Annotated in this window: 28 protein-coding genes; 12 read left to right on the plus strand and 16 right to left on the minus strand. The window is 68.2% G+C overall.

Annotation, left to right across the window (positions count from 1 at the left end; all coding sequences use genetic code 11):
• Positions 1 to 104: 104 nt before the first annotated feature.
• Positions 105 to 2,330, minus strand: coding sequence for an excinuclease ABC subunit UvrB (uvrB, locus tag ACP7AS_RS05770; RefSeq protein ID WP_426028146.1), 2,226 nt, complete (start codon positions 2,328 to 2,330; stop codon positions 105 to 107).
• Between the two features lie 193 nt (positions 2,331 to 2,523).
• Positions 2,524 to 2,721 (minus strand): hypothetical protein, encoded by a 198-nt coding sequence (locus ACP7AS_RS05775; RefSeq protein ID WP_426027899.1) that lies wholly within the window; start codon positions 2,719 to 2,721, stop codon positions 2,524 to 2,526.
• 143 nt (positions 2,722 to 2,864) lie between these two features.
• Between ACP7AS_RS05775 and ACP7AS_RS05780 the strand changes: the two genes are divergently transcribed.
• From ACP7AS_RS05780 to ACP7AS_RS05795, 4 genes are all read left to right on the plus strand, one after another.
• Positions 2,865 to 3,650 (plus strand): isocitrate lyase/phosphoenolpyruvate mutase family protein, encoded by a 786-nt coding sequence (locus ACP7AS_RS05780; protein ID WP_426027900.1) that lies wholly within the window; start codon positions 2,865 to 2,867, stop codon positions 3,648 to 3,650.
• Positions 3,647 to 4,171 carry a methylated-DNA--[protein]-cysteine S-methyltransferase gene (locus ACP7AS_RS05785; protein WP_426027901.1) on the plus strand — a complete coding sequence of 175 codons (525 nt, stop codon included), beginning with the start codon at positions 3,647 to 3,649 and terminating at the stop codon, positions 4,169 to 4,171. Before ACP7AS_RS05780 ends, ACP7AS_RS05785 begins: the two co-directional genes overlap by 4 nt.
• Positions 4,172 to 4,241: 70 nt before the next feature.
• The gene (locus ACP7AS_RS05790; RefSeq protein ID WP_426027902.1) at positions 4,242 to 4,925 is read left to right on the plus strand and encodes a hypothetical protein; all 684 of its coding nucleotides are present in this window, start codon (positions 4,242 to 4,244) and stop codon (positions 4,923 to 4,925) included.
• Positions 4,918 to 5,127, plus strand: coding sequence for a helix-turn-helix transcriptional regulator (locus ACP7AS_RS05795; RefSeq protein ID WP_426027903.1), 210 nt, complete (start codon positions 4,918 to 4,920; stop codon positions 5,125 to 5,127). Before ACP7AS_RS05790 ends, ACP7AS_RS05795 begins: the two co-directional genes overlap by 8 nt.
• Positions 5,128 to 5,172: 45 nt before the next feature.
• Here ACP7AS_RS05795 and ACP7AS_RS05800 read toward each other — a convergent pair whose 3' ends face one another.
• Positions 5,173 to 6,057 (minus strand): hypothetical protein, encoded by an 885-nt coding sequence (locus tag ACP7AS_RS05800; RefSeq protein WP_426027904.1) that lies wholly within the window; start codon positions 6,055 to 6,057, stop codon positions 5,173 to 5,175.
• Positions 6,058 to 6,165: 108 nt separating this feature from the next.
• Here ACP7AS_RS05800 and ACP7AS_RS05805 point away from each other — a divergent pair, with 108 nt between their 5' ends.
• On the plus strand, positions 6,166 to 6,990 hold the full coding sequence (locus ACP7AS_RS05805) for a sulfite exporter TauE/SafE family protein (RefSeq protein WP_426027905.1): 825 nt from the start codon (positions 6,166 to 6,168) through the stop codon (positions 6,988 to 6,990).
• Here the strand turns inward: ACP7AS_RS05805 and ACP7AS_RS05810 are convergent.
• Both ACP7AS_RS05810 and ACP7AS_RS05815 read right to left on the minus strand, forming a co-directional pair.
• Entirely contained in the window at positions 6,987 to 7,508 is a 522-nt protein-coding gene (locus tag ACP7AS_RS05810; protein ID WP_426027906.1) for a TIGR02281 family clan AA aspartic protease, read from the minus strand. The two genes, ACP7AS_RS05805 and ACP7AS_RS05810, sit on opposite strands and share 4 nt — an antisense overlap.
• Before the next feature lie 90 nt (positions 7,509 to 7,598).
• Positions 7,599 to 7,799: a DUF1289 domain-containing protein gene (locus tag ACP7AS_RS05815; protein WP_426027907.1), complete on the minus strand. Its 201-nt coding sequence runs from the start codon at positions 7,797 to 7,799 to the stop codon at positions 7,599 to 7,601.
• A 166-nt stretch (positions 7,800 to 7,965) separates the two neighbouring features.
• On the opposite strand from ACP7AS_RS05815, the gene ACP7AS_RS05820 reads away from it, so the two are divergent.
• Positions 7,966 to 8,121 carry a hypothetical protein gene (locus tag ACP7AS_RS05820; protein WP_332638635.1) on the plus strand — a complete coding sequence of 52 codons (156 nt, stop codon included), beginning with the start codon at positions 7,966 to 7,968 and terminating at the stop codon, positions 8,119 to 8,121.
• Positions 8,122 to 8,309: 188 nt separating this feature from the next.
• Entirely contained in the window at positions 8,310 to 9,107 is a 798-nt protein-coding gene (locus ACP7AS_RS05825) for a crotonase/enoyl-CoA hydratase family protein (protein WP_426027908.1), read from the plus strand.
• On the opposite strand, the gene ACP7AS_RS05830 is transcribed toward ACP7AS_RS05825, so the two are convergent.
• Both ACP7AS_RS05830 and ACP7AS_RS05835 read right to left on the minus strand, forming a co-directional pair.
• Positions 9,094 to 10,017, minus strand: a complete 924-nt coding sequence (locus tag ACP7AS_RS05830; protein WP_426027909.1) for a hypothetical protein — start codon at positions 10,015 to 10,017, stop codon at positions 9,094 to 9,096. The genes ACP7AS_RS05825 and ACP7AS_RS05830 overlap by 14 nt on opposite strands.
• A complete protein-coding gene (locus ACP7AS_RS05835; RefSeq protein ID WP_426027910.1) occupies positions 9,975 to 10,238 on the minus strand; it encodes a hypothetical protein in 264 nt (87 codons plus the stop codon). Before ACP7AS_RS05835 ends, ACP7AS_RS05830 begins: the two co-directional genes overlap by 43 nt.
• Positions 10,239 to 10,291: 53 nt before the next feature.
• On the opposite strand from ACP7AS_RS05835, the gene ACP7AS_RS05840 reads away from it, so the two are divergent.
• Complete coding sequence (locus ACP7AS_RS05840; protein ID WP_426027911.1) at positions 10,292 to 11,173, plus strand: LysR family transcriptional regulator; 882 nt, start codon at positions 10,292 to 10,294, stop codon at positions 11,171 to 11,173.
• A gap of 10 nt (positions 11,174 to 11,183) precedes the next feature.
• Here the strand turns inward: ACP7AS_RS05840 and ACP7AS_RS05845 are convergent, their stop codons facing one another.
• From ACP7AS_RS05845 to ACP7AS_RS05855, 3 genes are read right to left on the minus strand one after another with little or no spacing between them, the layout of a single operon-like run.
• Entirely contained in the window at positions 11,184 to 12,200 is a 1,017-nt protein-coding gene (locus tag ACP7AS_RS05845) for an HlyD family secretion protein (protein ID WP_426027912.1), read from the minus strand.
• 20 nt (positions 12,201 to 12,220) lie between these two features.
• On the minus strand, positions 12,221 to 12,973 hold the full coding sequence (locus ACP7AS_RS05850) for an ABC transporter ATP-binding protein (RefSeq protein WP_426027913.1): 753 nt from the start codon (positions 12,971 to 12,973) through the stop codon (positions 12,221 to 12,223).
• Positions 12,970 to 14,142, minus strand: coding sequence for an ABC transporter permease (locus ACP7AS_RS05855; RefSeq protein WP_426027914.1), 1,173 nt, complete (start codon positions 14,140 to 14,142; stop codon positions 12,970 to 12,972). The genes ACP7AS_RS05850 and ACP7AS_RS05855 overlap by 4 nt, the downstream gene beginning before the upstream one ends.
• Positions 14,143 to 14,335: 193 nt before the next feature.
• Here ACP7AS_RS05855 and ACP7AS_RS05860 point away from each other — a divergent pair, with 193 nt between their 5' ends.
• Both ACP7AS_RS05860 and ACP7AS_RS05865 read left to right on the plus strand, forming a co-directional pair.
• Positions 14,336 to 16,405 (plus strand): S46 family peptidase, encoded by a 2,070-nt coding sequence (locus ACP7AS_RS05860; RefSeq protein ID WP_426027915.1) that lies wholly within the window; start codon positions 14,336 to 14,338, stop codon positions 16,403 to 16,405.
• A 172-nt stretch (positions 16,406 to 16,577) separates the two neighbouring features.
• On the plus strand, positions 16,578 to 18,641 hold the full coding sequence (locus tag ACP7AS_RS05865; RefSeq protein WP_426027916.1) for a S46 family peptidase: 2,064 nt from the start codon (positions 16,578 to 16,580) through the stop codon (positions 18,639 to 18,641).
• A 60-nt stretch (positions 18,642 to 18,701) separates the two neighbouring features.
• On the opposite strand, the gene pgsA is transcribed toward ACP7AS_RS05865, so the two are convergent.
• The 6 genes from pgsA to ACP7AS_RS05895 all read right to left on the minus strand — a co-directional run bounded on the left by pgsA (position 18,702) and on the right by ACP7AS_RS05895 (position 23,373).
• On the minus strand, positions 18,702 to 19,334 hold the full coding sequence (pgsA, locus tag ACP7AS_RS05870) for a CDP-diacylglycerol--glycerol-3-phosphate 3-phosphatidyltransferase (RefSeq protein ID WP_426027917.1): 633 nt from the start codon (positions 19,332 to 19,334) through the stop codon (positions 18,702 to 18,704).
• Positions 19,335 to 19,404: 70 nt separating this feature from the next.
• Positions 19,405 to 20,031, minus strand: coding sequence for a carbonic anhydrase (locus ACP7AS_RS05875; protein ID WP_426027918.1), 627 nt, complete (start codon positions 20,029 to 20,031; stop codon positions 19,405 to 19,407).
• A gap of 86 nt (positions 20,032 to 20,117) precedes the next feature.
• Positions 20,118 to 20,426 carry a YdeI/OmpD-associated family protein gene (locus ACP7AS_RS05880; protein WP_426027919.1) on the minus strand — a complete coding sequence of 103 codons (309 nt, stop codon included), beginning with the start codon at positions 20,424 to 20,426 and terminating at the stop codon, positions 20,118 to 20,120.
• Between the two features lie 36 nt (positions 20,427 to 20,462).
• The gene (gene uvrC / locus ACP7AS_RS05885) at positions 20,463 to 22,346 is read right to left on the minus strand and encodes an excinuclease ABC subunit UvrC (RefSeq protein ID WP_426027920.1); all 1,884 of its coding nucleotides are present in this window, start codon (positions 22,344 to 22,346) and stop codon (positions 20,463 to 20,465) included.
• A 56-nt stretch (positions 22,347 to 22,402) separates the two neighbouring features.
• Positions 22,403 to 22,870: a YkgB family protein gene (locus ACP7AS_RS05890; protein WP_426027921.1), complete on the minus strand. Its 468-nt coding sequence runs from the start codon at positions 22,868 to 22,870 to the stop codon at positions 22,403 to 22,405.
• A 56-nt stretch (positions 22,871 to 22,926) separates the two neighbouring features.
• A complete protein-coding gene (locus ACP7AS_RS05895; RefSeq protein WP_426027922.1) occupies positions 22,927 to 23,373 on the minus strand; it encodes a DMT family transporter in 447 nt (148 codons plus the stop codon).
• A 205-nt stretch (positions 23,374 to 23,578) separates the two neighbouring features.
• Between ACP7AS_RS05895 and ACP7AS_RS05900 the strand changes: the two genes are divergently transcribed.
• Together ACP7AS_RS05900 and folB are read left to right on the plus strand one after the other, a co-directional pair.
• On the plus strand, positions 23,579 to 24,352 hold the full coding sequence (locus ACP7AS_RS05900) for an SDR family oxidoreductase (RefSeq protein WP_426027923.1): 774 nt from the start codon (positions 23,579 to 23,581) through the stop codon (positions 24,350 to 24,352).
• A 3-nt stretch (positions 24,353 to 24,355) separates the two neighbouring features.
• Positions 24,356 to 24,748, plus strand: a complete 393-nt coding sequence (folB, locus tag ACP7AS_RS05905; RefSeq protein WP_426027924.1) for a dihydroneopterin aldolase — start codon at positions 24,356 to 24,358, stop codon at positions 24,746 to 24,748.
• Positions 24,749 to 24,818 lie beyond the last annotated feature (70 nt).

The raw sequence follows: 24,818 nt of genomic DNA on the forward strand, positions 1-24,818 counted from the left end.
ATTACAGTGGGACAGAAGGTCACTCTCCCCGCCTCACCTCGCTATCCAGCAGACGATTGATTGGAGGACTAGGGGCGCCCCCTAGGGGTGAAACACGCCCCCCCCTACCTTCCCTTCCGGAACGCCTCCGCCTTCTCCGCCGCCGCGTCGGCCCGCCAACGCTTCGGCGCGGACTTGTCGACCGTCTCCCCCTCGGCGGTCAGGACCTCATTGGCGAACTCCAGGTCCATCAGCTTCATGCGCTTGATCTCGTCCCTGAGCCGCGCGGCCTCCTCGAACTCGAGGTTGGCGGCGGCGTTGCGCATGCGGCCTTCGATGTCCTTGAGGGCGGCCTGGAAGTTGGAGCCGGTAAAGGGTCGGGACTCCTCCTTCATGCCCGGGGCGGTCAGCTTGTCGAGGGCGCGGGACTCATAGGGGCTGGCCATGATCTCGCGGATGTCGCGCTTGACCGATTCCGGGGTGATGCCGTGTTCGAGGTTATAGGCCTCCTGCTTTTCGCGGCGGCGGTTGGTCTCGGCGATGGCGCGCTCCATCGAGCCGGTCATGCGGTCGGCGTAGAGGATAACGCGGCCGTCGACGTTGCGCGCGGCCCGGCCAATCGTCTGGATCAGGCTGGTCTCGGAGCGCAGGAAGCCCTCCTTGTCGGCGTCGAGGATGGCGACCAGGCCGCACTCGGGGATGTCGAGGCCCTCGCGCAGCAGGTTGATGCCGATCAGGACGTCGAAGGAGCCCACACGCAGGTCGCGCAGGATCTCGATCCTCTCCATCGTGTCGACGTCGGAGTGCATGTAGCGGACGCGGACGCCCTGTTCGTGCATGTATTCGGTCAGGTCCTCGGCCATCTTCTTGGTCAGGACGGTGACCAGGGAGCGGTAGCCGGCGCGGGCGACGGCCTTCACCTCATCGATGACGTCGTCGACCTGGTTGCGGGTCTGGCCGGAGACCGGGCGGATCTCGACCGGGGGGTCGATCAGGCCGGTGGGGCGGATGACCTGTTCGGTGAAGACGCCGCCGGTGCGCTCCATCTCCCACGGGCCGGGGGTGGCGGTGACGAACAGGGTCTGGGGCCGCATGGCGTCCCATTCGTCGAACTTCAGCGGGCGGTTGTCGATACAGCTGGGCAGGCGGAAGCCGTATTCGGCCAAGGTGGATTTGCGACGGTAGTCGCCGCGGTACATGCCGCTGATCTGGCCGACGGTGACGTGGCTCTCGTCGACGAACAGCAGGGCGTTGTCGGGGATGTATTCGAAGAAGGTCGGCGGCGGCTCGCCGGGCGAACGGCCGGTCAGCCAGCGGCTGTAGTTCTCGATGCCGGCGCAGGAGCCGGTGGCCTCCATCATCTCCAGATCGAAGCGCACGCGTTGCTCGAGGCGCTGGGCTTCCAGCAGCTTGCCGTTCTCGACCATCCAGTCGAGCGTCTCCTTCAGCTCGGCCTTGATGCCGGTGATGGCCTGGTTCAGCGACGGGCGCGGGGTGACGTAGTGGCTGGCGGCGTAGACGGTGATCTCGGTCAGGTCGGCGGTCTTCTTGCCGGTCAGGGGGTCGAACTCCTGGATCGATTCCAGCTCGTCACCGAACAGCTGGATGCGCCAGGCGCGGTCCTCCATGTGGACGGGGAAGATCTCCAGCACGTCGCCGCGCTTGCGGAACATGCCGCGGTCGAAATTCAGGTCGTTGCGCTTGTACTGCAGCGCGATCAGGTCGGCGCGGAGCTTGGACTCGTCGATCTGGTCGCCAACCTTCAGGGTGAAGGTCATGGCGGTGTAGGTCTCGACCGAGCCGATGCCGTAGATGCAGCTGACTGAGGCGACGACGATGACGTCGTCCCGCTCCAGAATCGCCCGCGTCGCCGAGTGGCGCATGCGGTCGATCTGCTCATTTATGGACGAGTCCTTCTCGATGTAAGTATCTGATTTCGGGACATAAGCTTCCGGCTGGTAGTAGTCGTAGTAGCTGACGAAATACTCGACGGCGTTGTCCGGGAAGAAGCTTTTGAACTCGGAATAGAGCTGGGCGGCGAGGGTCTTGTTGGGGGCGAGGATCAGGGCCGGGCGCTGGGTGGCCTCGATGACCTTGGCCATGGTGAAGGTCTTGCCCGAGCCGGTGACGCCGAGCAGGACCTGATCGCGTTCGCCGGTGGCGGCGGTGGCCACCAGTTCCTTGATCGCCGCGGGCTGGTCGCCGGCGGGGGTGTATTTGGTCTCCAGCCGGAAGGGGATGTGTTTGCGGCCGGCGGGACGGTCGGGCCGGTGCGGGGTCCAGTCGGAGGGCTTGCCGGGGGCCTCTTCCGGCGTCAGGCGCGGACCGGTGACGGGAGCGAACATCGGCATGTTCGGGGTCTTGACCGGCATACGGGGGCCCTTGCCCTCCTCGTCGCGCAGGAAGGCGGCGGGCGCCTCGGCCAGGGACTCGCCCGGGACGTGGACCGGTTTCGTGATGCGCGGCGCGGAGCCCTTGGGGGGCGAACTGGAACGGTTCATGAACGGAACTTAGGTGCCGACCCCCGGCTCGGCTAGTGGCGGGCTATGCGCCGCGGAGAAGAACGCCCGCGGTGAGGACGGCGAAGGCGACGGCCAGGGTGTCGAAGACGTGCGCGCTGATGAAGGGGACGGCGACACCGCCGTAGTGGGCCAGCACGGCGAGGATCGCGAGGATCACGGCGATGGCGAACAGGGGCACGGAGGGAGCCGTGAGGGGAAGGCCGGCGCTGCGATTGACCATGGGCTCTGTCCTGTCCGGGACGGCGCGGAGTGCGGCGACCAGCTTGACCGTAACGCCACGGGCGGTCCCGTGTTCCGGTCCGAAAACCGCGAGACGGCGGCGGGCCGGCGGGGCATGATCGCGGCCGAACCGGAGACCGTGCCATGACCCCCTTCCACGCGCTGCATGAGTCCGGCCTGCTGATCCTGCCCAATGCCTGGGACGCGGCGTCGGCGGCGCTGGCGGTGGCGGCGGGGGCCAAGGCGGTGGCGACGACCAGCGCGGGCGTGGCCTGGGCTCTGGGCTGGCCGGACGGGGCCCAGCCGCCGGAAGGCGAGCTGCTCGGCGCGCTGGCGCGGATGGTGCGGGCGGCGGGGACCACGCCGGTCAGCGCCGACTGCGAGGCCGGCTTTTCCGACACCCCGGCGGGGGCCGCGTCCTTCGTGCAGCGGGTGGTCGAGGCCGGGGCGGCGGGGATCAATATCGAGGACGGCGCCGACGCGCCGGAGCTGCTGGCCGACAAGATCGCGGCCGTCCGCGCGGCGGTGGGGCCGGACCTGTTCATCAACGCCCGCTGCGACCTGTGGCTGAGGGGGATCGGGCCGGTCGAGGGACGGCTGGAGGCGGCGGAGGCGCGCGCCGCCCTGTATCGCTCGGCCGGGGCCGATGGCCTGTTCATGCCGGGGGTCACCGATCCGGAGACGATCCGCGTCCTGGTCGGATGGGGCCTGCCGCTGAACCTGCTGGCGCGGCCCGGCCTGGCCGATGCGGCGGGGCTGGAGGCGCTGGGGGTGCGTCGGTTGAGCGCCGGGTCGAACATCGCGGCGGCGGCGTATCAGACCGCCGACACTCTGACGCGCGGCTTCTTGGCGGACGGACGGTCCGAGGCCCAGATCGCGGCGACGATGGACTATGGCGCGCTGAACGCGCTGATGAACGGGGCTCGATGAGCGGGGCCCTTGACAACCTGACCCTGTCCCGGATCGAGAGCCCGATCGGGCCGCTGGCGCTCGCGTGCGACGGGGCGGGCGTGGTGCGGGGGCTGTCGTTCGGGGACGGGCTGATCAAGGCGATGCGGCGGGAGTATCCGGGCGCGGCCATGGCCGAGGGCGCGGCGCCGGCGGCGGTTTCAGGCGCGATCGCCGCCTATTTCGACGGCGACCGGGAGGCCCTGACACGGGTGGCGTGGTCGCTTGAGGGCGCGGTCGCGGGCGACGGCTTTCAGGCCCGGGTGTGGCGGGCGCTGGCCGCGGTGCCCGCCGGCCAGACCATCAGCTACGGCGAGATGGCGAAACGCGCCGGTGAGCCGGGCGCGGCCCAGGCGGCGGGCGTGGCCCTGAACCGCAATCCCGTCCCGCTGGTGCTGGCCTGTCATCGGGTCGTGGGGGCGGACGGGGCCATGGTCGGTTTCGGCGGCGGGCTGGAGCGCAAGACCTGGCTGCTGCGGCACGAGGGGGCGCTGCTGATCTGACCGGCTTGACTCCATGTAACCCATAGGTGATATGTAACCCCAAGGTGACATCGCGTTTTGGGGTATCGACATGGACGATCAGGAACTGGCGGCCGCGGGGCGCAAGCGGGTGCGAAAATACTATTCGGCGCTCGCACTCGCCGGTCTCGGCCTGCCGGCAATGGCCACGGGGTTCTTTTTTGGACGAGGGCAGAGCGGCGACGAAGCCACCTCCTGGGGCGTGCTCGCCGGGGTGGGGTTCAGCTTCATTCTGGCCGGCGCGATCCTCGCCTGGCGGATGCGACCGGGCGATCGAAGCTGGATATCCGAGGCTCCGCAAGGCCAGCGCGACCGGCTCCAGGCGCAGAGATCCCGCCAGCTGTTCGTCTTCCCGGCGGTGGCGCTGATCTTTCTGGCGCTGGCTCTGGACGCGATCCGGAACGTCGCAAGCGGGCAGGGCGAGCTGCGAGACTATCTGTCGATCATGCTGCCAGTCCTCTACGCCTGGCTGACGGCGGCGATCGCCATGGGCTGGGACGGGCAATCCCGGCAGAACCGGCGGCTCCTCGAGGACGAGTTAACGGTGGTCATACGGGCGCGGGCCATTACCACGGCCTTCCTCGTCCTGATGGCCGGAGCCACGATCGCCTTGGCGCTGTTCATGATCAGTACGGAGTATGGCGCCATCGCCCTGCTGGTGGCCCTCGCCGCCGCGGGCGCGACCGCCGGCGTCCGGTTCGCCTGGCTGGACCGCGAGGCCGGTCAGGATGGGTGATCCGCGTCTGGCCTCGCGGCTGAGGGAGCTACGGACCGCCGCCGGCTTGACCCAGGCCGAACTGGCCGAACGCGCCGGCGTATCGCGAAAGACCATCAATACGGTCGAGAACGGCGTCTTCGTGCCCTCGACCATCCTCGCGCTCGGTCTGGCACGGGCACTGGGCACCACGGTCGAGACTCTGTTCTGGCTGACGGAATGAGAGAGCGGGGGCGCTGTTCGGGGGAACAGCGCCCCCGCCGTCAGATCAGCGCCGTGCCTGTTCGACGCGGGCTTCCAGTTCGGTCCAGCGGCGGGTCAGGTCGCGCAGTTCCTGGCGCAGGCTGGCGGCCTCGGCCCGGCTGATCGCGCCACTGCGTTCGCCGGCGGCGATGCGGGCCTCGATCTGCGCCCCCCGGGGGTCGGATCCGTAGTTGTCGCCCGGGCCGTAGCCACCGTCATAGTTGTCGCCGACGCGGCGGTTCAGATCGTCGAGGCGCAGTTGCAGGTCGGACTGTTCGCGCGCGCTGATCCCGTCGCGGGCGTAGGAGGTCTCGAGCTGGATCAGGGCCGCATAGTCGGAGCGCAGGCGGGTCACGTCCGACCGGGTCAGATTTCGGTTGCGATAGCGGGCGTCGACACGGGCGTCGAAGGCGGCCCGGCCCTCGACCAGAGGTGCCCAGCGATCCTCGTCGTCGTAGCCGCCCCCCTGGCCTCCGGCCTGATATCGGGTGGCAAAGGCGCGATAGCGTTCCGACAGGTCGGCACGCTCCTGCGTCGTGACCCGTCCATCGGCTGTGTAGCGGGTCTCCAGCTGGACCAGATCAGCGTATTCAGAATTCAGGCTTCTGGCGGCCGAGGACGAGATGGCACCCGAGCGCACGTCGGCGTCCAGGCGGCTTTCGAACTGGGCGCGGTTGGTGTTCAGGGGCCGGCGTCCGCGCGCCCACTCACTGTCCAGGGTGCCCGAAACGCCGAGCCGGTCGCCGAACAGGGCACCGAGGATCGCGCTGATGGGATCGGACTGGGTCTGGGTCTGGCCATACGGGCTCTGGCCGTAGGGCGTGGAGCTGTAGGGTGTCTGTGCGGAGGCCGCGCCGGCGGCCAGGGTGAGGGCGACGGCAGAGGCCGCGAGAAGCTTGATCGAAGTCATGGGGGTGTCTTTCCGGGTGTGTCCCTGTGCGCAGAGAACGGCGCTCGTCGGGGAAGGTTGCGGCGAGGTCCCGGTCCACTTCGCGGCGAGTCAGCCTAGACAGGGCCGATGACCGCCCTGCCCCTGCCCGACCTGCTGCTTCTGCTCTGCGCCCTGGTGGCCGCCGGGCTGGCCGGGGGGATCGTCGCCGGCCTGTTCGGGGTCGGCGGAGGCACTGTGATCGTGCCGGCGGTCTTCTACGCCTTCGAGGTGCTGGGCGTGGGGGGCGAAAGCAATCTGCACACGGCCATCGGTACCTCGCTGCTGACCATCGTGGCGACCAGCTGGCGGTCCCTGAAGGCGCACCGCAGCCACGGCGCCGTGGATGAGCAGGTGCTCAGGACATGGACCCCATGGGTCGGGATCGGAGCCCTGGTGGGGTCGGCGGTCGCCGGCGTCACCTCGATGCAGGGGCTGGCCGTCGTCTACGGCGTCTGTCTGGTGTTGATCGCGGCCCAGCTGGGGCTGCTGCCCGAGCGGTTCACCCTGCGCAGCGACCTGCCGACGGGCTGGGCACGGCGCGGGGTCGGGGGTCTGATCGGCGGGCTGTCGGCCATGATGGGGATCGGCGGCGGCAGTTTCGGCGGGATGATGATGACGCTGTGCGGCCGGCCGATCCATCAGGCCGTAGCCACCGCCTCGGGGTTCGGCGTGGCCATCGGAGCGGCGGCGACGCTGGGGTACGTCGTGTTCGGCTGGGACGCGGGCGGACGGCCGCCGTTCTCGCTGGGGTATGTCAACGTCCCGGGAGCGGTCGTCATGGCCGTTCTGACCACGACGGTGGCCCCCTTGGGGGCCAGGCTCGCCCATTCACTGGACAAGCGGGTGCTGCGCAAGGCGTTCGCGGTCTATCTGCTGGCCACGGCGCTGTCGGTGGTGGTGAAGGCGCTCTAGGGCCGCAGGGTCAGACTGGCCGGGGTCGCCGTGAAGGCCGAGAGCCGGCCGAGGTAGCTCATGCCCAGCAGGGAGTGCGGCAGGCCGTGCTCGACCACCAGGGCCTGGACGCGTTCGACGCGGGCACCGGCGACGGCGACGGTCTGAAGCTCGACGGGCGCGGCGCGAACGGGACCCGAGGCGGTGATGACCGTGCCGGAAAAATCGTCCGGCTTCAGACGCAGCCCCAGTCGGGCGGCGTCATTTCGGGTCAGGGCGACCACGCTGGCACCGGTGTCGACCATCATGCGGACGGCGCGACCCTCGATCAGGGCGTCGGCCCAGTAATGGCCGTCAAGGCCCTTCAGGACCTGGGCGGGGGCACCGTGGGCGGAGGCCAGCGAAGCGGCGTGAGCGGCGGGGAAGGTCGCGGCCTGGGCCTGCCCGCGAAGGCCGGCCTGGTCCATGCCCCACACCGTGGTCAGGGCCGAGGCGACGGCGACGGCCATGATGCCGAGGGAAGAAAGGTCGAAACGCATACGAGCTCGTCCTGAAGCGCCGCTTCTGCGACAGCGCCGGTATCGCACAGGCCGGTTTGGATGCGGTGAAGGGGGATGGTTTGCGGGGGGTTAAGGACGACCCCGCCCTGCCCGCGCAGGCAGCTCCGCCATGATCTCGGCGCGACGGGCGTCGGTCATACTGCTCCAGCCACCGATCTCGGACAGGGTGCGGAAACAGCCGAGACAGAGGCTGGAGGCACCGTCGACGATGCAGGTCTTGACGCACGGCGAAGCCATGGTGCCCGGGGTGGGTTCTGGGGTCTGGGTCACAGTCGATGACATGATTGCGAAATATGATCCGGTACCGGAGTAAAAACCATTGCAATTATCGATGGTGAAGGTTAGGTTGACGATGACGCGAAACGACTATGACGGTGAGATTCCCGAAAAGCACGACGCGTCTCTTTTCATCGTTCCATCGAAAGGAGACGCCAGGATGAACGACAGAGACCGCAACCTCCAGCACGCCATGATGTCATTCGCCCTCTGGGGCGGGATGCTGGTCAATACGAAGAACACCAACGGGGCGGGCGATCGCGTGGTCAGCCACCCGTCGAACTTCGTCCCGATCAAGATCGAGAAGCGCCGCTAGACCGAAACCGGTCTGGACCTGATCGCGTCCAGACCCGGATTTCGCGCCGGCATGATCCGGCCACCGGGCTTGAACCGGTTGAATATGCCCCGGTTCGAAAGGCCGGGGCTCTTTCAATTCTCCCGCACGTCGAACGTTCAGGAGCGACCGCGATTGCCGGGACGGCCCGGTTGCGGCACATCGGACGCATGACCCTGATCCGCCGAGAGCGCCAAGCGCATGTCGAAATCTGGACTTTGGACCGGCCCGACCGGCTGAACGCCCTGCCCGATCTTGAGGACGGCGATGCCTTCGCCGCCGCCTGCGAGAGCGTCAACGCGGATCAGGCCGTGCGCTGCGTGATCCTGACGGGTGCCGGCCGCGCCTTCTCGGCCGGCGGCGACCTGAAGGCGATGAAGGACCGGCGCGACATGTTCGCCGGCTCGGGCCCCGAAATCCGCGACCGCTATCGCCGCGTGGTGCACCGGATCGTGCGCGCGCTTTACGGGCTGGAGGTTCCGCTGATCGCGGCCGTCAACGGCCCGGCCATGGGGCTGGGCTGCGACATCGCCGGGCTGGCGGACATCCGCATCGCCTCGGACACGGCCAGCTTCGGGGTGCCGTTCCTGAAACTGGGTATTCTGCCGGGCGACGGCGGGGCGTGGCTGATGCCGCGCAACATCGGCCATGCGCGCGCCGCCGAGATGCTGTTCACCGCCCGGGTGCTGGATGCCCCGACCGCGCTGGAGTGGGGGCTGGTCAGCCGGGTGGTCGCGCCGGACCGGTTGATGGACGAGGCGATGGCCATCGCGGACGAGGTCTCCGCCCGCGCCCCCCAGGCCCTGCGCATGACCAAGGCCCTGCTGCGTCAGGGTCGCGACGCCACCTTTGACCAGATCCTGGAGATGACCGCCTCGATGCAGGCGCTGGCGCACCTCACCGACGACCATCTCGAAGGCGTGACGGCGGCGCTGGAGAAACGGTCGGCGGATTTCACCGGTCGCTAGGGCCCAGCCCGATGGTCAGGGCGCACATGGCGAGGCACACGAGGCTGGAGGCGGCCAGGGCCACCTGTGGCGACGCGTCCAGGGCGAAGGCGTAGGCGGCGGGGGCCAGTGCCTGGAGATAGCGGGCCGGCGTCAGCAGCAGCGCCTGCCGGGCCGCGTATCGTTCAGGCCCGAAGACGTGCAGCGGCAGAATGCCCGATGCCACTGACAGCAGACCATTGCCCGCACCCTGCCCCACGGCAAGCAGCGGAGCCAGACGCGCGCCGCCCCACGCCGCCAGCCCCGCTCCCAGCGGATGGAACAGACAGGCGAGCCGCACTGTCGCCACCGGATGCGACCGGTGCAGGATCATCAGGTCGAACAGACGCGCCGCGATGGCGCTGACCGCCATCAATCCGGCGGCCCATGCGGCTTGTCCGGTGCCGAGACCAAGCTGGCCCAGAAGGCGGGGCAGATGCGCGCCCATGGCGGTGGATACCATCCATCCACCGGCGAATACGGCGGCGATCTGCACCATCCGCCGGTCCCACCGGATCGGCTCCAGTGCGGCCGTGGTTCTTGTCGCGGCGCGCCACCGCTGCAGGACCGCCAAAGTGAGCGGAAGGCAAAGCGCCAGATGGACCAACGCCCAGACGGCGCAGGCAACGCGCCAGTCCCGGGCCTCGACGATCATGCGGCTGATGGGCCAACCGAGACCGCCGCCCAGCGCGCCGATCAGCGAGACGGCCGTGATCGAGCGGCGGGCCGCCGCCCCGTGCAGCTCGACCAGGATGGCGAAGGCCGTGCCGTAGAGGCCGATTGACATGCCGACCCCGAGTGCGGCGACGCCCGCCATCAAAGCCATGGCTGAGGGCGACAGAGCCATGGTCAGCAGGGCGGCGGCGAAGGCGAGATGCGCCCATGCCAGCACGCGACGCCCGCCGCGGCGTTCGATCCATCGCCCGCCCATGGAGAGAGCATTGCCGAAATCAGGAAGGCGGCGGACAGGGCGGTAAAAACGGCGGATGGCTCAAGCCGCATCGTCCGCGCCATCGGATCGGCGAGGACGCCCAGCAGGTAGTAGCTGGAGGCGAAGGCCACGACCTGGCCCAGGCCGAGAACGGGAACGATCAGACGGGAGCGCAGAGGCATGGGCCGCAATCGCCGGATTGCACTCGGCCCGAAAGCGACATATCGAGCTTTGCATGTTCGAAAACCTCACACCCCGAACAGCCCTGCCCTCGCTGAATGCGTTGCGGGCGTTCGAGGCGATGGGACGCACCGGCTCCGCGACCCGCGCGGCGGCGGAGCTGAACGTCACTCACAGCGCGATCAGCCGGCAGGTGAAGGCGCTGGAGTCAGCGTTGGGGGTTCGGCTTTTCGAGGGGCCGAAACACCAACTGCGCCTGACCGTCCGGGGCGAGGCGTTGCAGGCGGGACTGGAGGCCGGCTTCGACACCCTGACGGCAGCCGTTCGCGCGGTACGCGATGCCGCCGAGGTTCATCTGGCGATCCACCAGAGTCTGGCGGTCAAATGGCTGATCCCACGGCTGGGCACCTTCGAGCGGGACTGTCCAGGCATCGTACTGCACCTTACGGACCTGCCACCCATGGCAACCCGGCAGCGCGGTGCCGACCTGATGGTTCGCTATCTGGACGGTTCCGCATTGAACGATGCCGGGGTGGTGCGGCTGGCGGAAAACCGGATCGGTCTGGTCTGCACGCCGGCGGTCGCAGCCGGCGATCTTTCCACGGCCCCGCGTCTGGTGGCGCGCACCCGAATGCACGGGTGGTCGGAATGGTCGAGGTTGACTGGTCACCCAGAGCCTCGCGGGCCGATCCGCACCCTGACCCATCTGCATTTCGTACTGGACGCGGCGTCGGCGGGACTTGGGGCTGCGGTGCTGCCGTGGATAATCGCGGCCGAAGACATCGCGGCCGGACGGCTGGTAGCGCCTTTCGGCTTCGTCGCCGATGGCGGGGCCTTGGGCGCGATCCGGAGCGGCAGGGAAACCAGGCGGGCGTCGCGGACCGTCATCCGCTGGCTGGGTGAACAGGCGCAGGCGACGGCCCGAACCGCCGCCTGATCCCTCGTCGCTAGCCTGCCGTGGCCGGAGCCTGCATGGCACGGCCGGCGGGGACGCCGGCGGTGACGGCGCGGGGGGCACCGGCGGTCTGGCCGGGCTTCATGAATTTGACCAGCACGCGCTGGCCGATCAGCAGGGGCGCGTCGCCGGCGGTGACCACCACCTCGACAACGCGCTCATCCGAGCGTTGCGAGGGATCATCGGAGGCCAGCTTGCGGGCGCCGAAGACGGCAGCGCGGCGCAGCACGGCACCGACATAGACCTTGGAGGGATCGCCCTCGGGGGTGATCTCGACGGCCTGGCCGGGGGTGATGTTGGGGATGTCGCTCTCGACGATCTCGGCGCGGGCGATGCGCGGCGCATCGGGCTCGAGGTCGAACATGTTGGACACGTTCAGGGTCGAGGCACCGGCGCCGGGGTTGGCGTAGCGGCGCACAATGCGGCCGTCCTGCGGGGCCCGGATGACGGTCAGTTCGACATTGTAGGCGGCCTGGTCGCGGCGGGCGCGGGCGGTCTGGACCGCGGCCTGGGCCGAGCCGAAGCGGGCCTGCGCCTGGGCGATGGAATCGCGGGCCTGATCCATGCGCTGGGCGGCGACGAAATTGGTCGCGACCAGTTTCTCAAGACGGCTGAATTCGCGCTGGGCCGCGCGGATGTCGACCTGGATCAGGCGCAGCTGGCTTTCGGCCTGGTTGACGTCAGCATTGGCGCTCTGCAGCGCCAGACGGGGCTCGTCATCTTCCTGCCGGGCGAGGATCTGGCCGGCGACGACGCGGTCGCCTTCCTGCACCAGGACTTCGCGCACGACCCCGCCGCGACGGGCCGCGATCTGGATGATGCCGCCCTCTATATCGACCTTGCCGTTGGCGATGGCCGCATAGGGGCTGTCGACCTTGTTGGCCGCGGTCTTCTCGTCCTCGGCCTTCTTCGCCTTGCCGGCGTTTTGCATGAAGGTGAAGCCGACGCCGATCACGACGATCAGCGCCAGACCGATCCAGAGCCATTTGTTCTTCAGGAAGGCGGGCATATCGAAGGTCCTTGGGGTCTTCAGTGCGAAGCCAGCGTGGCGTCGGGATTGGGGATGCGGCGTTGGTCGTCGATGATCACGCCGTCTTCGATCTTGATGACCCGATCGGCCCATTCCTCGAGGCGGGGGTCGTGGGTCACGCAGATGACGGCGGCACCGTGTTCGGTGGCGGCGCGGCGCAGCAGGCGGATGACGATCTGCCCGTTTTCGCCGTCGAGCGCCGACGTCGGCTCATCGGCGAACAGGATCTGGGGGTTCTTGGCCAGGCAGCGGGCGATGGCCACGCGCTGCTTCTCGCCGCCTGACAGGGCCGAAGGACGCTGGTGCAGGCGTTTGCCGAGGCCGACCTCTTCAAGGGTCGCGGTCGCCTGGCGTTTGGCGTCGCCTTTTGAAAGGCCCTGGAATTTCAGGACCACCTCGACCTGTTGCAGGGCGGTCAGGGCGGGGAAGAGGTTGAACCCCTGGAAAATGAAGCCGCAGTTGTCGAGGCGAAACTTGTCGATCTTGCCGGCCGACAGTTTCCACAGATCGTCGATGTCGAGGGTATCGACCCGGCCCTCTTCCGGCCGCAGCAGGCCGGACAGGGCCGCGATCAGGGTCGACTTGCCCGAGCCGGATGGGCCCATGACCATGGTCAGATCGCCGTGGCGGGCGTCGAAGTCGACGCCTTTCAGCACCTCGACGAAAGACTTGCCGGATTTGAATCGCTTCACCAGGCCCTTGGCCTCGATGGCGAAGTCGCCGTGTTTGCCGTGCGTCGTGGTCGAGCTCATCGCAGCAGGTCCGCGGGCTGGCTGTTCTTGAGAATGCCGAGGGACAGAAGGCCCGACAACATGGCGATGACGACCAGTCCGCCGCCGACGATGATCAGCAGGACCGGTGGCAGGGCGATGATCACGGCGTTGGCCGCCGCCAGCATCTGGACAAGCAGGGTCAGGCCGATGGCGGCGCCGACGCCGATCAGGCCGACCCAGAAGCTCAGCTCCATGACGATACGGTTCAGCGACCCCATGCCGACACCCAGAGCCCGCAACGACGCAAACTCCTTGATATTGGCCATGATCGCCCCGCGCAGGGTCTGCCAGGTGATGGCCACGCCGATGATGGTACCCAGCACCACGCAGCCGCCGATGATGATCACCAGAATGCCTTCCTCGAACATGGCCGAGGCGTTGGCGTCCGCCAGTTCCTGACGGGTCCAGGCCTTCCACTGGCCGTCCCCCTGGGCATTGAGTTCGATCGCGACGCGCTCGGCCTGGGACGGGTCGCGCAGCTTGACCATCAGGGGGCCGACGCGGGGGCCGGTGTCGGCCTGACCCAGCATGCGCAGGGTGTCGCGTGACATGACGATGGTCGCCTGCATCATGTTGGGATAGCCGCGGGTGATACCCGCAACGGTCACCGTCTGGCCGTTGTACAGGGCCTTGTCGCCCAGCTTGACGCCCAGCTTGGTCATGGCCGTCTCGTCAATGGCGATGGTGTAGGGCTGACGCAGGGCGTCGACCAGTTCCTGGGAATAGTCGGTGGGGATCGTCACGGCACCGGGCGTTGTGTCGATGATGCTGGCCTGAACGAACTCCTGACGCGGCGCGCCCTGTTTGGCGCGATCCGCCTGGGACATCGTCGGGTCGACATTCTTGACCGACTGGAACGAACCGCCGGCACCGTCCAGCGGCTGGACTTCCACGACCGCCGGGTTGCGGTAGGCCAGGGGGATAAAGCGGCGCGGCACGCCGGAGGGGCCGCCAATCAGGCTCTTGGCACCGGGCTGCATGATGATGATGTCGGCGCTGGACCGCTCGATCGTGGCCGTGAACCCCTTGCCGATGCCGATGAAGACACCGGTCATGGCCAGCACCAGCAGCCCCGACAGGGCCAGGGCCATGACGGCGGCCATATAGCGCCGCCACTCATAGAGCAGCGTGGACAGAGCGAGCGACATTGGTAAGCAAAGATCCCCGAGACGGTATCGCTATGTGACGGCGCAAGCGGTCGGAACCAAGTTAAATCGAGGTAAGGCGACCCACGTTACGCTTTCGTGTGCTGCGCTTGAGGCGATGGACGGGATCGGGTCATCAGGGCTAGGTAGCGTCAACCGTCGGCGATCAACGCCGGACTTTGGGAGATTTCGCAGAATGCCGCTTCGTTCGCTTCGCGCCGCCGTCTCGGCGACCGCCTCGCTGGCCGTCTTCGCCGCCGCCGTGGCCCTGACCGCCGCCCCGACCTCGGCCCGGGCCGATGAAGGGATGTGGACCTTCGACAATTTCCCGATCCAGACGGTGAACGACAAATACGGCACCCGGATCGACCAAGCCTGGCTGGACCGGGTCCGCAACGCCGCCGTGCGCATCCAGGGCTGCTCAGCCTCGTTCGTCTCGGACCAGGGTCTGATCCTGACCAACTGGCACTGCGTGGTGGGCTGTTCGCAGGAACTGTCCTCGCCCGAGCAGGACTATGTGAAAAACGGCTTCATGACCGCCACCCGCGAGGAAGAGAAGCGCTGCCCGGGCCAGACGGCCGAAGTGCTGGTCGATATCGTCGATGTCACCGACCGGGTTCTGGGTGCCGGTGCCGGCCTGGAAGGTGCCGCCTTCAACGCCGCCCGCACGGCCGAGACCAACACCATCCAGACGGAAGCCTGCGCCGGCGATCCCAAGTTCAACTGCCAGGTGATCAGCTTCTACCGCGGCGGCCGCTACGCCATGTACAAATTCCGCCGATATGACGACGTGCGGCTGGTGTTCGCGCCCGAGAACCAGGCCGCCTTCTTCGGTGGCGACCCCGACAATTTCAACTTCCCGCGCTATGCGCTCGATGCCGGTTTCCTGCGCGCCTACGAGAACGGCCGGCCGGTCGAAAGCCCGAACTTCCTGAAATGGAATCCGAACCCGCCCAAGGAAGGGGATGTGACCTTCGTGGCGGGCAACCCCGGCACCACCCAGCGTCTGCTGACCATGAGCCAGCTGGAACGACTGCGCGACCAGCAGCTGCCGGTGACCCTGATCCAGAACTCGGAACTGCGCGGTCGCCTGCTGGAATATTCGCTGACTGGCGACGAGGCCAAGCGGCTGTCGTTCGATCCGATCTTCGGCCTGGAAAACAACTTCAAGGTCACCTACGGGCAGCAAGGGGCCCTGACCGATCCGGCCTTCATGAACGCCAAGCGTGAGGCCGAGGCCGAGTTGCGTGCCCGCGTCGCGGCTGATCCCGCCCTCGTGCAGCAGATCGGCGATCCCTGGAGCGACCTGGAGCGTGTCCAGGCCACAGCGCGCGACCTCTATCTGCCCTACCGCCAGCTGGAGCAGTCGGCCGGTGGCGGCTCGACCCTCTACGCCATGGCCCGGGCGATCGTGCGTGCGTCGAAAAACACGACGATGACCGACGTGCAGCGCGCCCGCCTGACGACGGCGATGGGTGCAGAAACGCCGATCGCGACCGCGATGGAAGAGATCCGCCTGCGCTACTGGCTGTCCAAGACCCGCGAATATCTGACGGTCGACAATCCGCAGGTGAAGGCGATGCTGGGCCGCGAAAGCCCCGAGGGTCTGGCCGACAGGCTGATCTCGAATACGCGGATGGGCGACGCCGCCTTCCGGGCCCAAGCCGTCGGCATGACCACGGCGCAACTGGCCGAGGCCGATCCGTTGCTGGCCTTTGTCATTGCCAATGACGACGCCGCCAAGGCCATCGCCGACCGCTGGGCCGCCGAGGTCAACGCCCCGACCGCCCGCGCGGCCGAAAAGGTCGCCCAGGCCCGGTTCGCGGCCTATGGCACCAACCTGTATCCCGACGCCACCTTCTCGCTGCGCCTGTCCTACGGCCAGGTCGCGGGCTGGACCTATCGCGGCGTGACCGTGCCGGCCTTTACCTACATGGGCGGCCTGTACGAGCGGGCCACGGGGGCCGAGCCGTTCAACGCGGCCCAGGCCTTCATCGACAACGAAAGCCGGGTCAACAAGGACACGGTGTTTGACTTCACCTCGACCAACGACATCATCGGCGGCAACTCCGGCTCGCCGGTGATCAACGCCGCCGGCGAGGTGATCGGCGCGGCCTTCGACGGCAACATCCATTCACTGGGCGGGTCGTACGGCTATGACGGCGAGCTGAACCGAACGGTGACGGTGTCGACGGCGGCGATCACCGAGGCGCTGCGGAACATCTATCCGAGCCCGCGCCTGCTGAGAGAGCTGGGGGTCCGGTAACAACCGTCCGTCTCCCTCCCCCTGCGGGGGAGGCATGTCGGCGCACAGCGACGACAGGGTGGGGACGCTTCGGCGAGACAGGCACCAGCGCTCGTTTCGCCAGGCCCTCCCCACCCGGTCGCTTCGCGACCACCCTCCCCCGGAGGGGGAGGGAGATCTTTTGGAGCAATAAATGCGTCACCTCACCCCCGCCCTCGCCGCCGCCCTTCTGACCCTCGCCGCCGGGGCCGCCCGGGCGGAAGAAGGCATGTGGACCTTCGACAATTTCCCGATCGCCCGCGCCAACGCCACGCTGGGGACGAACATCGACCAGGCCTTCCTCGACAAGGTGCGGCTGTCGTCGGTCAAGTTCGGCGGCTGTTCGGCGGGCCTGGTGTCCGGTGCCGGGCTGGTGATGACCAACAACCACTGCGTCGCTACCTGCGTCGCCAATCTGTCGACCCAGGCGGTCAACTACGCCGAGACCGGCTTTACGCCCCGCAGCCGCGAGGAAGAGATCAAATGCCCCGGCGGGTCGGCGGAAATCCTGACCGACATCACCGATGTGACCGAGCGGATGCACGCCGCCGGAGCCGGCCTGGAAGGACAGGCCTTCATCCGGGCGCGCGACGCCGAGGCCGGCCGGATCGAACAGGAAGCCTGCGGCGCCGCGACGGATAAACGCTGCCAGGTCGTGACCCTGTACCGGGGCGGGCAGTTCAAGCTCTACACCTACAAGAAATACAGCGACGTCCGGCTGGCCTTCGCGCCCGAAGACCGGGCGGCGACCTTCGGCGGCGATCTGGACAATTTCAGCTTCCCCCGCTTCGCCATCGATGCCGCCTTCATCCGCCTGTACGAGAACAACGCCCCGGCGGCGACGCCGACCCATTTCGTCTGGAACGCCGCGCAGCCGGTCGAAGGCACGCCGGTCTTCGTCTCGGGAAGCCCGGGCGCGACCCAGCGGTTGCTGACCCAGGACCAGCTGTTCACGATCCGCGACGTGGTCCTGCCGATGGACCAGCTTCTCGCGTCCGAACTGCGCGGGCGGCTGATCCGGTTCTCGGAAGAGAGCGATGAGAACGCCTTCATCGCCATGGACCCGATCGTCGGGCTGGAGAACACCTACAAGCGCGGCCTGGGCCGGATGCGGGCGCTGGTCGATCCCGCCTTCATGGCGACGCGGGCCGAGGGCGAGGCCGACTTCCGCCGACGGGTAGCGGCGGACGCCGCCCTGACCGCGCGGGTCGGCGATCCCTGGGCCGATCTGGCGGCGGTGCAGCCGATCCAGCGCGAGCTCTATCCGGCCTATTCGATGCTCGAGACCCAGGCCGGCGGTGGATCGCAGCTGTTCAGCTGGGCCCGGACGCTGGTGCGCGGGGCGGAGGAGCGGGCGAAACCGTCCGCCGAGCGCCTGCCGGAGTTCGCCGACAGCCGGCTGGCTGCCGTCCAGTCGGGCCTGTTCGCCGAGCGGCCGGTCTATCCGGCGCTGGACCAGGTCCGGATGGAATGGTGGCTGTCCAAGACCCGCGAATGGCTGACCGTAGACGATCGGCGCGTGCTCGGTCTGCTGGGCCCGGAATCGCCGGAGGCGAAGTCGGTCCGGCTGACCGCCGGCACGACGCTGGGCGACCCGGCCGTACGTCGCGCACTGTGGGAAGGCGGCCTCGATGCCATTCAGGCCTCGACCGATCCGATGATCGTGTTCGCCCGAGCCATGCAGTACAACAGCCGCGCCGTCCGTTCGGACTGGGAAGCTCGCGTGCAGGCGCCGACCGACCGCGCCTCTGAACGTCTGGCCTCCGCGCGCTTTGCCGCCTATGGCGACGCCGTCTATCCAGACGCGACCGGCACCCTCCGGCTGACCTATGGCAAGATCGAGGGTTCGGACGTACCCGGCCAGCGCTGGGGTCCGTTCACCACTTTCGACGGCCTGTGGGCCCGGGCCACCGGCGCGCCGCCGTTCGATGTGGCACCGCGTCTGCTGGCCGCGGCCGATCGGATCGACGGCGACACGGTGCTGAACATGGCGGTGTCGTCCGACACCATCGGCGGCTCGTCCGGTTCGCCCGTGGTCAATGCGGCGGGCGAGATGGTGGGGGCCAATTTCGACTCCACCGTCCTGACCCAGCGCAACGCCTATGGCTATGACCGCAACGTCAACCGCTCGGTGATCGTGACCACGGGGGCGGTGACGACGGCGCTGCGGGATGTGTACGGGATGGACGGGCTGGTGCGGGAGCTGGGGGTTCGGTGAGTTCGTAGGGGTTAGGGCTTAGGGCTTAGGGCTTTGCTCAGAGCGCCTAAGCCCTACGACCTACAGCTGGCTCATCTTCTGCTGCGCCTTGGCGAAATACTGCCAGCCGGTCCAGACGGTGACGATGGCGGCGGCCCAGATCAGGACATAGGCAAAGGTCTGGAACGGCGGCTGCCATTCCAGCGGCAGGCCGAAGCCGTCCCACAGCAGCACCAGCTGGAGCGCGGCGAGGGCCACCATCTGCAGGGTGGTCTTCCACTTGGCCAGCAGCGTGACCTGCAGCTTGACCTTGCCGGCGACGGTTTCGCGCAAGGCCGAAACGGCGAACTCGCGGAACAGGATCAGACCGCAGGGGATGGCGATCTGCGGCAGGGCCCCCCAGGCCAGCACGCCGAGGATGGCACCGGTCACGAGGATCTTGTCAGCGATGGGATCGAGAATGGCACCCCAGCGCGTCGTCGCGTGCCAGCGTCGCGCCAGATAGCCGTCGACCCAGTCTGAAGAGGCGGCGACGACAAAGATGACGAAGGCGGTCCGGCCGAACCGGAACTGGTCATCGGGGCTCAGATATTCGGACAGGAACGGCACGCCCTGCGGTGCGGCCCCCGCCAGGATCAGGAACATGATGACCCCCGCGATCAGGCGCAGGCCGGTAATGATGTTCGGAATGGGATTGGCGTGGGTAGGGGTCATGAATGGGCTCCGCTGCCTTCAACGCGATCTGCCACGCTTCGCTGCATGAAGCGAGCGATGCGGTCGAAGTTCAACCCAGAGCCTCGAACCGGCCGGGGCCTTCGAGTGCCCGCAGGATGCCGTCGGCGATACCGAAATGGACGCCGCTGAGCACAAGGGTTCCCGCCGCCTCACGCTCGGCGATCCAGGGGAAGGTGCGCAGGTTGTCGAGTGAGAGGCGCACCACGGCCTCCTCTGCGACCTGTTCGACCTCCTCGGGCGCGCACCCCTGACAGGCGCGCCGCACCACCGGCGCGCCCTGCGCGACCCAGGGCGCGACGAAGTCCTGGCAGTCGGCCGGCGAGCCGTTCAGCATGGCGTCGACGCCGCCGCATCGGGCATGCCCCATGACCATGATGCGCGCGACCTTGAGCACCTTGACCCCGAATTCCAGCGCCGCCGAGACGCCGTGCAGCAGGCCGTCGGGCTCATAGGGCGGGACAAGGTTGGCGACGTTGCGGACCACGAACAGCTCTCCGGGGGCCGTGTCGAAGATCAGGGCCGGGTCGGCGCGGCTGTCGGAACAGGCGACGACAAGGGTGTGTGGCCTCTGACCCTCCTGGGCCAGGGCCTCGTACTGGGCCCTAGCCTCGGGCCAGTGCTCCTCGCGGAAGCGGCTATAACCAGACAGGAGGGCGGCACGGGATCTTTGGGGCATGGGGTCGGTATAGGCAATCGGACGGGGTTGGGGGAGAGGGTGCAGCGTCGGGCGATGCTGCGCGGTCGGCTGGCGGCCTGCCGTCACTATAGCCCGCGTCGCTTTCCATCGATCAGGACGGCCTGTTGCCACCGGCCGGGGGCCTTGTCGATGCGGTGGATACAACCGGCCCAGCAGCAAGGACGCTTCTTGCCCTCAATCAGTTCCTCGATCGTGCGCGCGATGCGGCGCTGGCGGGTGGCGGACTGTTTCGCGTCCTCGACCCAGCAGATGAATTCGTTGCGGCCCAACGGCGTCAGGCCCTGCCAAAGTGCGAGGACCCCCGGGTCGGATTGCAGGGCGGACCGGAGGTCGGGCGCGGCGTGATGGACGGTGCCCTGGGCAAATTCACTCACGGAATCGCCCCTTCCAGACGCCTGACGGACACCACCCTACCCCCGCGTCTCGGGATGGAAGAAGCCGTAAATCCGTTCGGCCAGCGGCTGGTTGATCCCGTCGACCTTGACCAGATCAACCACCGAGGCGCGGCCGACGCCCTTGGCCGAGCCGAAGGCGTGCAGCAGGGCCTTCTTGCGGCCCGGGCCGACGCCCTCGACCTCGTCGAGCGGATTCTTCTTGATATCCATCGAGCGGCGTTTGGCGTGCGCACCGTTGGCGAACCGGTGCGCCTCGTCGCGCAGGCGCTGGATATAATAGAGGGCCGGCGACTTGAGCGGCAGCATGAACGGCGGCCGGCCCGGCATGAAGAAATGCTCCTTGCCCGCATCGCGATCCGGGCCCTTGGCCACGCCGACGGCGAGGATATCGTCCAGCCCCAGGTCGGCCAGCACGGCCAGCACCTCGGCCAGTTGCCCCGCGCCGCCATCGATCAGCAGCAGGTCAGGGCGAACCACCTCCTCGCCCGCGTCCTCATCCTTCACCAGACGGCCGAAGCGGCGGCGCATGACCTCGCGCATCATGCCGTAATCGTCGCCGGGGGTCAGGTCCTCGCCGCGGATGTTGAATTTGCGGTACTGCGATTTCTGGAAGCTCTCGGGGCCCGCCACGACCATGCCGCCGACGGCGTTGGTCCCCGAAATATGGGCGTTGTCATAGATCTCGATCCGCTCGGGCCGGGCCTCAAGCCCGAAGGCCTCGCATACCTCGTCGAGGATTTTGCCCTGGGCCGAACCCTCGGCCATCTTGCGGCCCAGCGCCTCGCGGGCGTTGGTCAGGGCGTGGTCGACCAGGGCCGCCTTGTCGCCGCGCAGAGGGCGGGCGATGTCCACCTTCCGATCGGCCTTCATCGAGAAGGCGGCTTCCAGCAACTCCAGCTCGTGCGGCCGGACATTGGACAGGATCAGGCGCGGGATGGGCTTGTCCTCGTAGAACTGGCCGAGGAAGGCCGCGAGAATCTCGGGGTCGGTGTCGGTCCGGTCGACGCGCGGGAAATAGGCCCGGCCACCCCAGTTCTGGCCGGCGCGATAGAAGAAGACCTGGACGCAGGCCTGGCCGCCTTCGCTGAACAGGGCGAAGACATCGGCCTCGGCGACGCCGTCGGCGCTGACGGAATTCTCCATCGAGATGGCGGACAGGGCGCGGATCCGGTCGCGGACGCGCGCGGCCTGTTCATAGTCCATGGCCTCGGCGGCGGCGCTCATCTCATCAGACAGCCGGGCGATCACGGCGCGGGACTTGCCCTTGAGAAAGTCCGACGCCTCGCCGACGAGGTCGCCATAGGCCTCAAGCGAGATCAGACCGGTGCAGGGGGCCGAGCAGCGCTTGATCTGGTGCAGCATGCAGGGCCGCGTCCGGGTCTCGTAAACGCTGTCCGAACAGGAGCGCAGCAGGAAGGCCTTCTGCAGGGTGTTCAGCGTCCGGTTCACCGCCCAGGTCGAGGCGAACGGGCCGAAATAGTCGCCTTCCGTGGTGTGGGCCCCACGGTGCTTGCGCACCTGGGGCGCGCGGTGGTCCTTGCGGATCATCAGCTCGGCGAAGGATTTGTCGTCGCGCAGGACCACGTTGAAGCGCGGCTTCAGCTTCTTGATGAAGTTGGATTCGAGCAGCAGGGCCTCGGTCTCGGAGGCGGTGACGACCAGCTCCATCGACCGGGTCAGGGACACCATCAGGCCGATGCGCTGGGTGTGGAACCGGCCCTGGGCGTACTGCAGGATCCGCTTCTTGATCGAGCGCGCCTTGCCCACATAGAGGCAGGTCCCGTCCTCGCCATACATGCGGTAGACGCCCGGCTTGTCAGGCGCGCGGCGTGCCTCGTCGCGGATCAGATCGGCCGCCTTGAGGGCGTCGGGCGCGGCGGGAATCGTCTCCTCGGTCATCCCGGGCAATATAGGACAAAATCCGCCCGCATCCCCCTGAAAGCGGTGACGCGTCCTCAGGCCGCGATCAGGCGCGCCCGGGCATCCAGTGTCAGGAACACGCAGATCGCCAGCAGACCGATGTCCTTGGCCAGAAACTGGCCCGTCGAGCCGAGGGCCGGAAAGCTGTAGCCGGCCTCGACGATGCCCGGCGCGGTGAAGGAGAAGCTCAGCGTCACCACGAAGGTCGCCACGCCCATCAACCCGCCGACCAGCCCCGCCCCGGGGAACCGGCCGCCGAGGGCGATGAGCACACCGGTGGTCACCTCGAGCACCCCGATGACCATCGAGGCCCCTGCCACCCCGACCACCGGATACAGCCAGCCGAACAGCCAGTAGTCCCGGGCGATCCCGGCCACGCCCTCGGCTTCATAGGGCAGGAATTTCATATAGCCGAAGACCAGCAGGATCAGCACAATGCCGAGACGCAGGGCGGCGCGACCGTCGAGGGCAGTCTCTGGACGAGGGGCGTAAAGGGTGGTCATGCGGCCGGCTCCGGGTTCGACCACCGTTTCGTCCGCCGTGCGCGACAGGTTACAATTCAGCTGCGTCGCACCAGGAGAACACCGGCCAGCACCATGGCCACGCCGGCGGCCCGGCCCCAGCTGATCGGGTGCTGTGGCGTGCCGAAGGCCCCGAAATGGTCCAGGACGATGCCGATCAGCAGCTGGCCGGCGACCATCAGGGTGATGGTCAGGGCCACACCGAGACGCGGCACGCCCCAGGCCGCCGCGACGACGAAGATGGCCCCGTACAGACCGCCCACCCAGGCATACCAGGGCAGGGCCCGGGCCGCCGTGACGTCCGGTCGCGCCTGCAGGATCATGACGACGATGCCCAGCGCCGCCGTGCCGACCGCGAATGAGACGAAGGCCGCGTTCACCGGCGAACCGGCCGCGGTCATCAGCTTCGCATTGGTCGGAGCCTGCAGGGCGGTCGCGCCGCCCGCGAGGATGACGGCGATCATGGCAAAGAGATTGGGGTTCATGAGAGCGCTCTATCATCCCGCCCGGCTGATCGCACCGCGGAAGATTTCGCTGACCCGGCGACCTTCATGACCGCGTGTCCTTGAACAGCGCGGCGTGGCGCTTTATTGCGACCCCAACCAAGGAGCGTTTCCATGCTGGCCCTCTACATCATCCTCGGCTTCGTCGCCGTTCTGGCCCTGATCAACTTCATCGAGTTCGGCCAGGTTGACTGACGGTCCCGACCGACCCTTCGGGCGGGCCGGTGCCGCGCTCGTCACGGGCGGCGGCAAGCGAATCGGGCGCGCGATCGCCCTTGAGCTGGCCCGTGCGGGCTTCGACGTCGTCATCCACTATCGATCGTCCGGTGACGCGGCCGAGGCCGTGGCCGACGAGATTCGCGCCCTGGGACGCCGGGCCGCCACCGTGAAGACCGATCTCGGCCTCGAGGCGCAGGTGCGGACACTGGTTCCCGCCGCCGTCGACGCCATAGGCGGACCGCTGGCCGTGCTGGTCAACAATGCCTCGGTGTTCGAGGATGACCGGGTCGGCTCGCTGGACCGCGAGACCTGGGACGCCCATATCGAGACCAATCTGCGCGCGCCGATCGTCCTGGCCGAGGCCTTCGCGGCCCAGGCGCCGGATGGGTCATCCATCGTCAATCTGCTGGATCAGCGGGTGCTCAAGCCCGATCCGCGCTTCATCTCCTATGCCCTGTCGCGGAACGGCCTGTGGTGGGCGACGCGGACGCTGGCCCAGGCGCTGGCACCGCATATCCGGGTCAACGGTGTCGGGCCGGGGCCCACCCTGCCCTCGGTGCACCAGACCGAAGCGGAGTTCGAGGCCGAGGCCGAGGCCGTGCCCCTGCAACGCGCCGGCAGCCCGGAAGCGGTCGCCTCGGCGGTGTGCTGGCTGGTGGACGCCGAACTGGTGACGGGCCAGATGATCGCCGTCGACGGCGGCCAGCATCTGGCATGGCACACGCCGGACATCGTGGAGTAGGCCGTGAGCGTAACCCCCCTGCCCCTGACGGGAGCCGGTGCCCCCCGACTGGAGGGGCTGACGGTGTTCGTGCGCGGCCTGACGCTGGAGGCCGGGATCGGCATCCACGATCATGAGCTGGGGCGACTGCAGCGGCTGGTCATCGATGTGACGCTGGATCTGTCGCCGGTGCCGATCGAGCGTCTGGGCGATACGGTCAATTACGAGACCGTCGCCGCCGCCGCCCGGGCCATCGTCTCCGAGGGTCATGTCGGACTGGTCGAGACCTTTGCCCAGCGTCTGGCCACGGCCTGCCTGAACGACAGCCGCGTGCGGCGGTGCAGCGTCCGGATCGAAAAGCCGGGTGCGTTGCAAGGCGCCGAGGCAGCGGGCTGCGAGGTCCTGCTGTCGCGCTGACGGCCGGCCCTGACTGGGCGGTTGCGCGTGACGCGAGGGGCCGTCATTACTTGGACCAGACGACAAGGAC

It is taken from the genome of Brevundimonas sp. TWP2-3-4b2 (assembly GCF_049897345.1).
GTDB lineage: Bacteria > Pseudomonadota > Alphaproteobacteria > Caulobacterales > Caulobacteraceae > Brevundimonas.

Coding starts and splice junctions, on each gene's coding strand:
- ACP7AS_RS05775 (WP_426027899.1), bottom strand. CDS start 2,721: ATGGTCAATCGCAGCGCCGGCCTTCCCCTCACGGCTCCCTCCGTGCCC.
- ACP7AS_RS05860 (WP_426027915.1), top strand. CDS start 14,336: ATGCCGCTTCGTTCGCTTCGCGCCGCCGTCTCGGCGACCGCCTCGCTG.
- ACP7AS_RS05890 (WP_426027921.1), bottom strand. CDS start 22,870: ATGACCACCCTTTACGCCCCTCGTCCAGAGACTGCCCTCGACGGTCGC.
- pgsA (WP_426027917.1), bottom strand. CDS start 19,334: ATGACCCCTACCCACGCCAATCCCATTCCGAACATCATTACCGGCCTG.
- ACP7AS_RS05875 (WP_426027918.1), bottom strand. CDS start 20,031: ATGCCCCAAAGATCCCGTGCCGCCCTCCTGTCTGGTTATAGCCGCTTC.
- ACP7AS_RS05825 (WP_426027908.1), top strand. CDS start 8,310: ATGACCCTGATCCGCCGAGAGCGCCAAGCGCATGTCGAAATCTGGACT.
- ACP7AS_RS05840 (WP_426027911.1), top strand. CDS start 10,292: ATGTTCGAAAACCTCACACCCCGAACAGCCCTGCCCTCGCTGAATGCG.
- ACP7AS_RS05865 (WP_426027916.1), top strand. CDS start 16,578: ATGCGTCACCTCACCCCCGCCCTCGCCGCCGCCCTTCTGACCCTCGCC.
- ACP7AS_RS05800 (WP_426027904.1), bottom strand. CDS start 6,057: ATGACTTCGATCAAGCTTCTCGCGGCCTCTGCCGTCGCCCTCACCCTG.
- ACP7AS_RS05790 (WP_426027902.1), top strand. CDS start 4,242: ATGGACGATCAGGAACTGGCGGCCGCGGGGCGCAAGCGGGTGCGAAAA.
- uvrB (WP_426028146.1), bottom strand. CDS start 2,330: ATGCCGATGTTCGCTCCCGTCACCGGTCCGCGCCTGACGCCGGAAGAG.
- uvrC (WP_426027920.1), bottom strand. CDS start 22,346: ATGACCGAGGAGACGATTCCCGCCGCGCCCGACGCCCTCAAGGCGGCC.
- ACP7AS_RS05835 (WP_426027910.1), bottom strand. CDS start 10,238: ATGCCTCTGCGCTCCCGTCTGATCGTTCCCGTTCTCGGCCTGGGCCAG.
- ACP7AS_RS05895 (WP_426027922.1), bottom strand. CDS start 23,373: ATGAACCCCAATCTCTTTGCCATGATCGCCGTCATCCTCGCGGGCGGC.
- ACP7AS_RS05845 (WP_426027912.1), bottom strand. CDS start 12,200: ATGCCCGCCTTCCTGAAGAACAAATGGCTCTGGATCGGTCTGGCGCTG.
- ACP7AS_RS05820 (WP_332638635.1), top strand. CDS start 7,966: ATGAACGACAGAGACCGCAACCTCCAGCACGCCATGATGTCATTCGCC.
- ACP7AS_RS05850 (WP_426027913.1), bottom strand. CDS start 12,973: ATGAGCTCGACCACGACGCACGGCAAACACGGCGACTTCGCCATCGAG.
- ACP7AS_RS05780 (WP_426027900.1), top strand. CDS start 2,865: ATGACCCCCTTCCACGCGCTGCATGAGTCCGGCCTGCTGATCCTGCCC.
- ACP7AS_RS05795 (WP_426027903.1), top strand. CDS start 4,918: ATGGGTGATCCGCGTCTGGCCTCGCGGCTGAGGGAGCTACGGACCGCC.
- ACP7AS_RS05855 (WP_426027914.1), bottom strand. CDS start 14,142: ATGTCGCTCGCTCTGTCCACGCTGCTCTATGAGTGGCGGCGCTATATG.
- ACP7AS_RS05805 (WP_426027905.1), top strand. CDS start 6,166: ATGACCGCCCTGCCCCTGCCCGACCTGCTGCTTCTGCTCTGCGCCCTG.
- ACP7AS_RS05810 (WP_426027906.1), bottom strand. CDS start 7,508: ATGCGTTTCGACCTTTCTTCCCTCGGCATCATGGCCGTCGCCGTCGCC.
- ACP7AS_RS05785 (WP_426027901.1), top strand. CDS start 3,647: ATGAGCGGGGCCCTTGACAACCTGACCCTGTCCCGGATCGAGAGCCCG.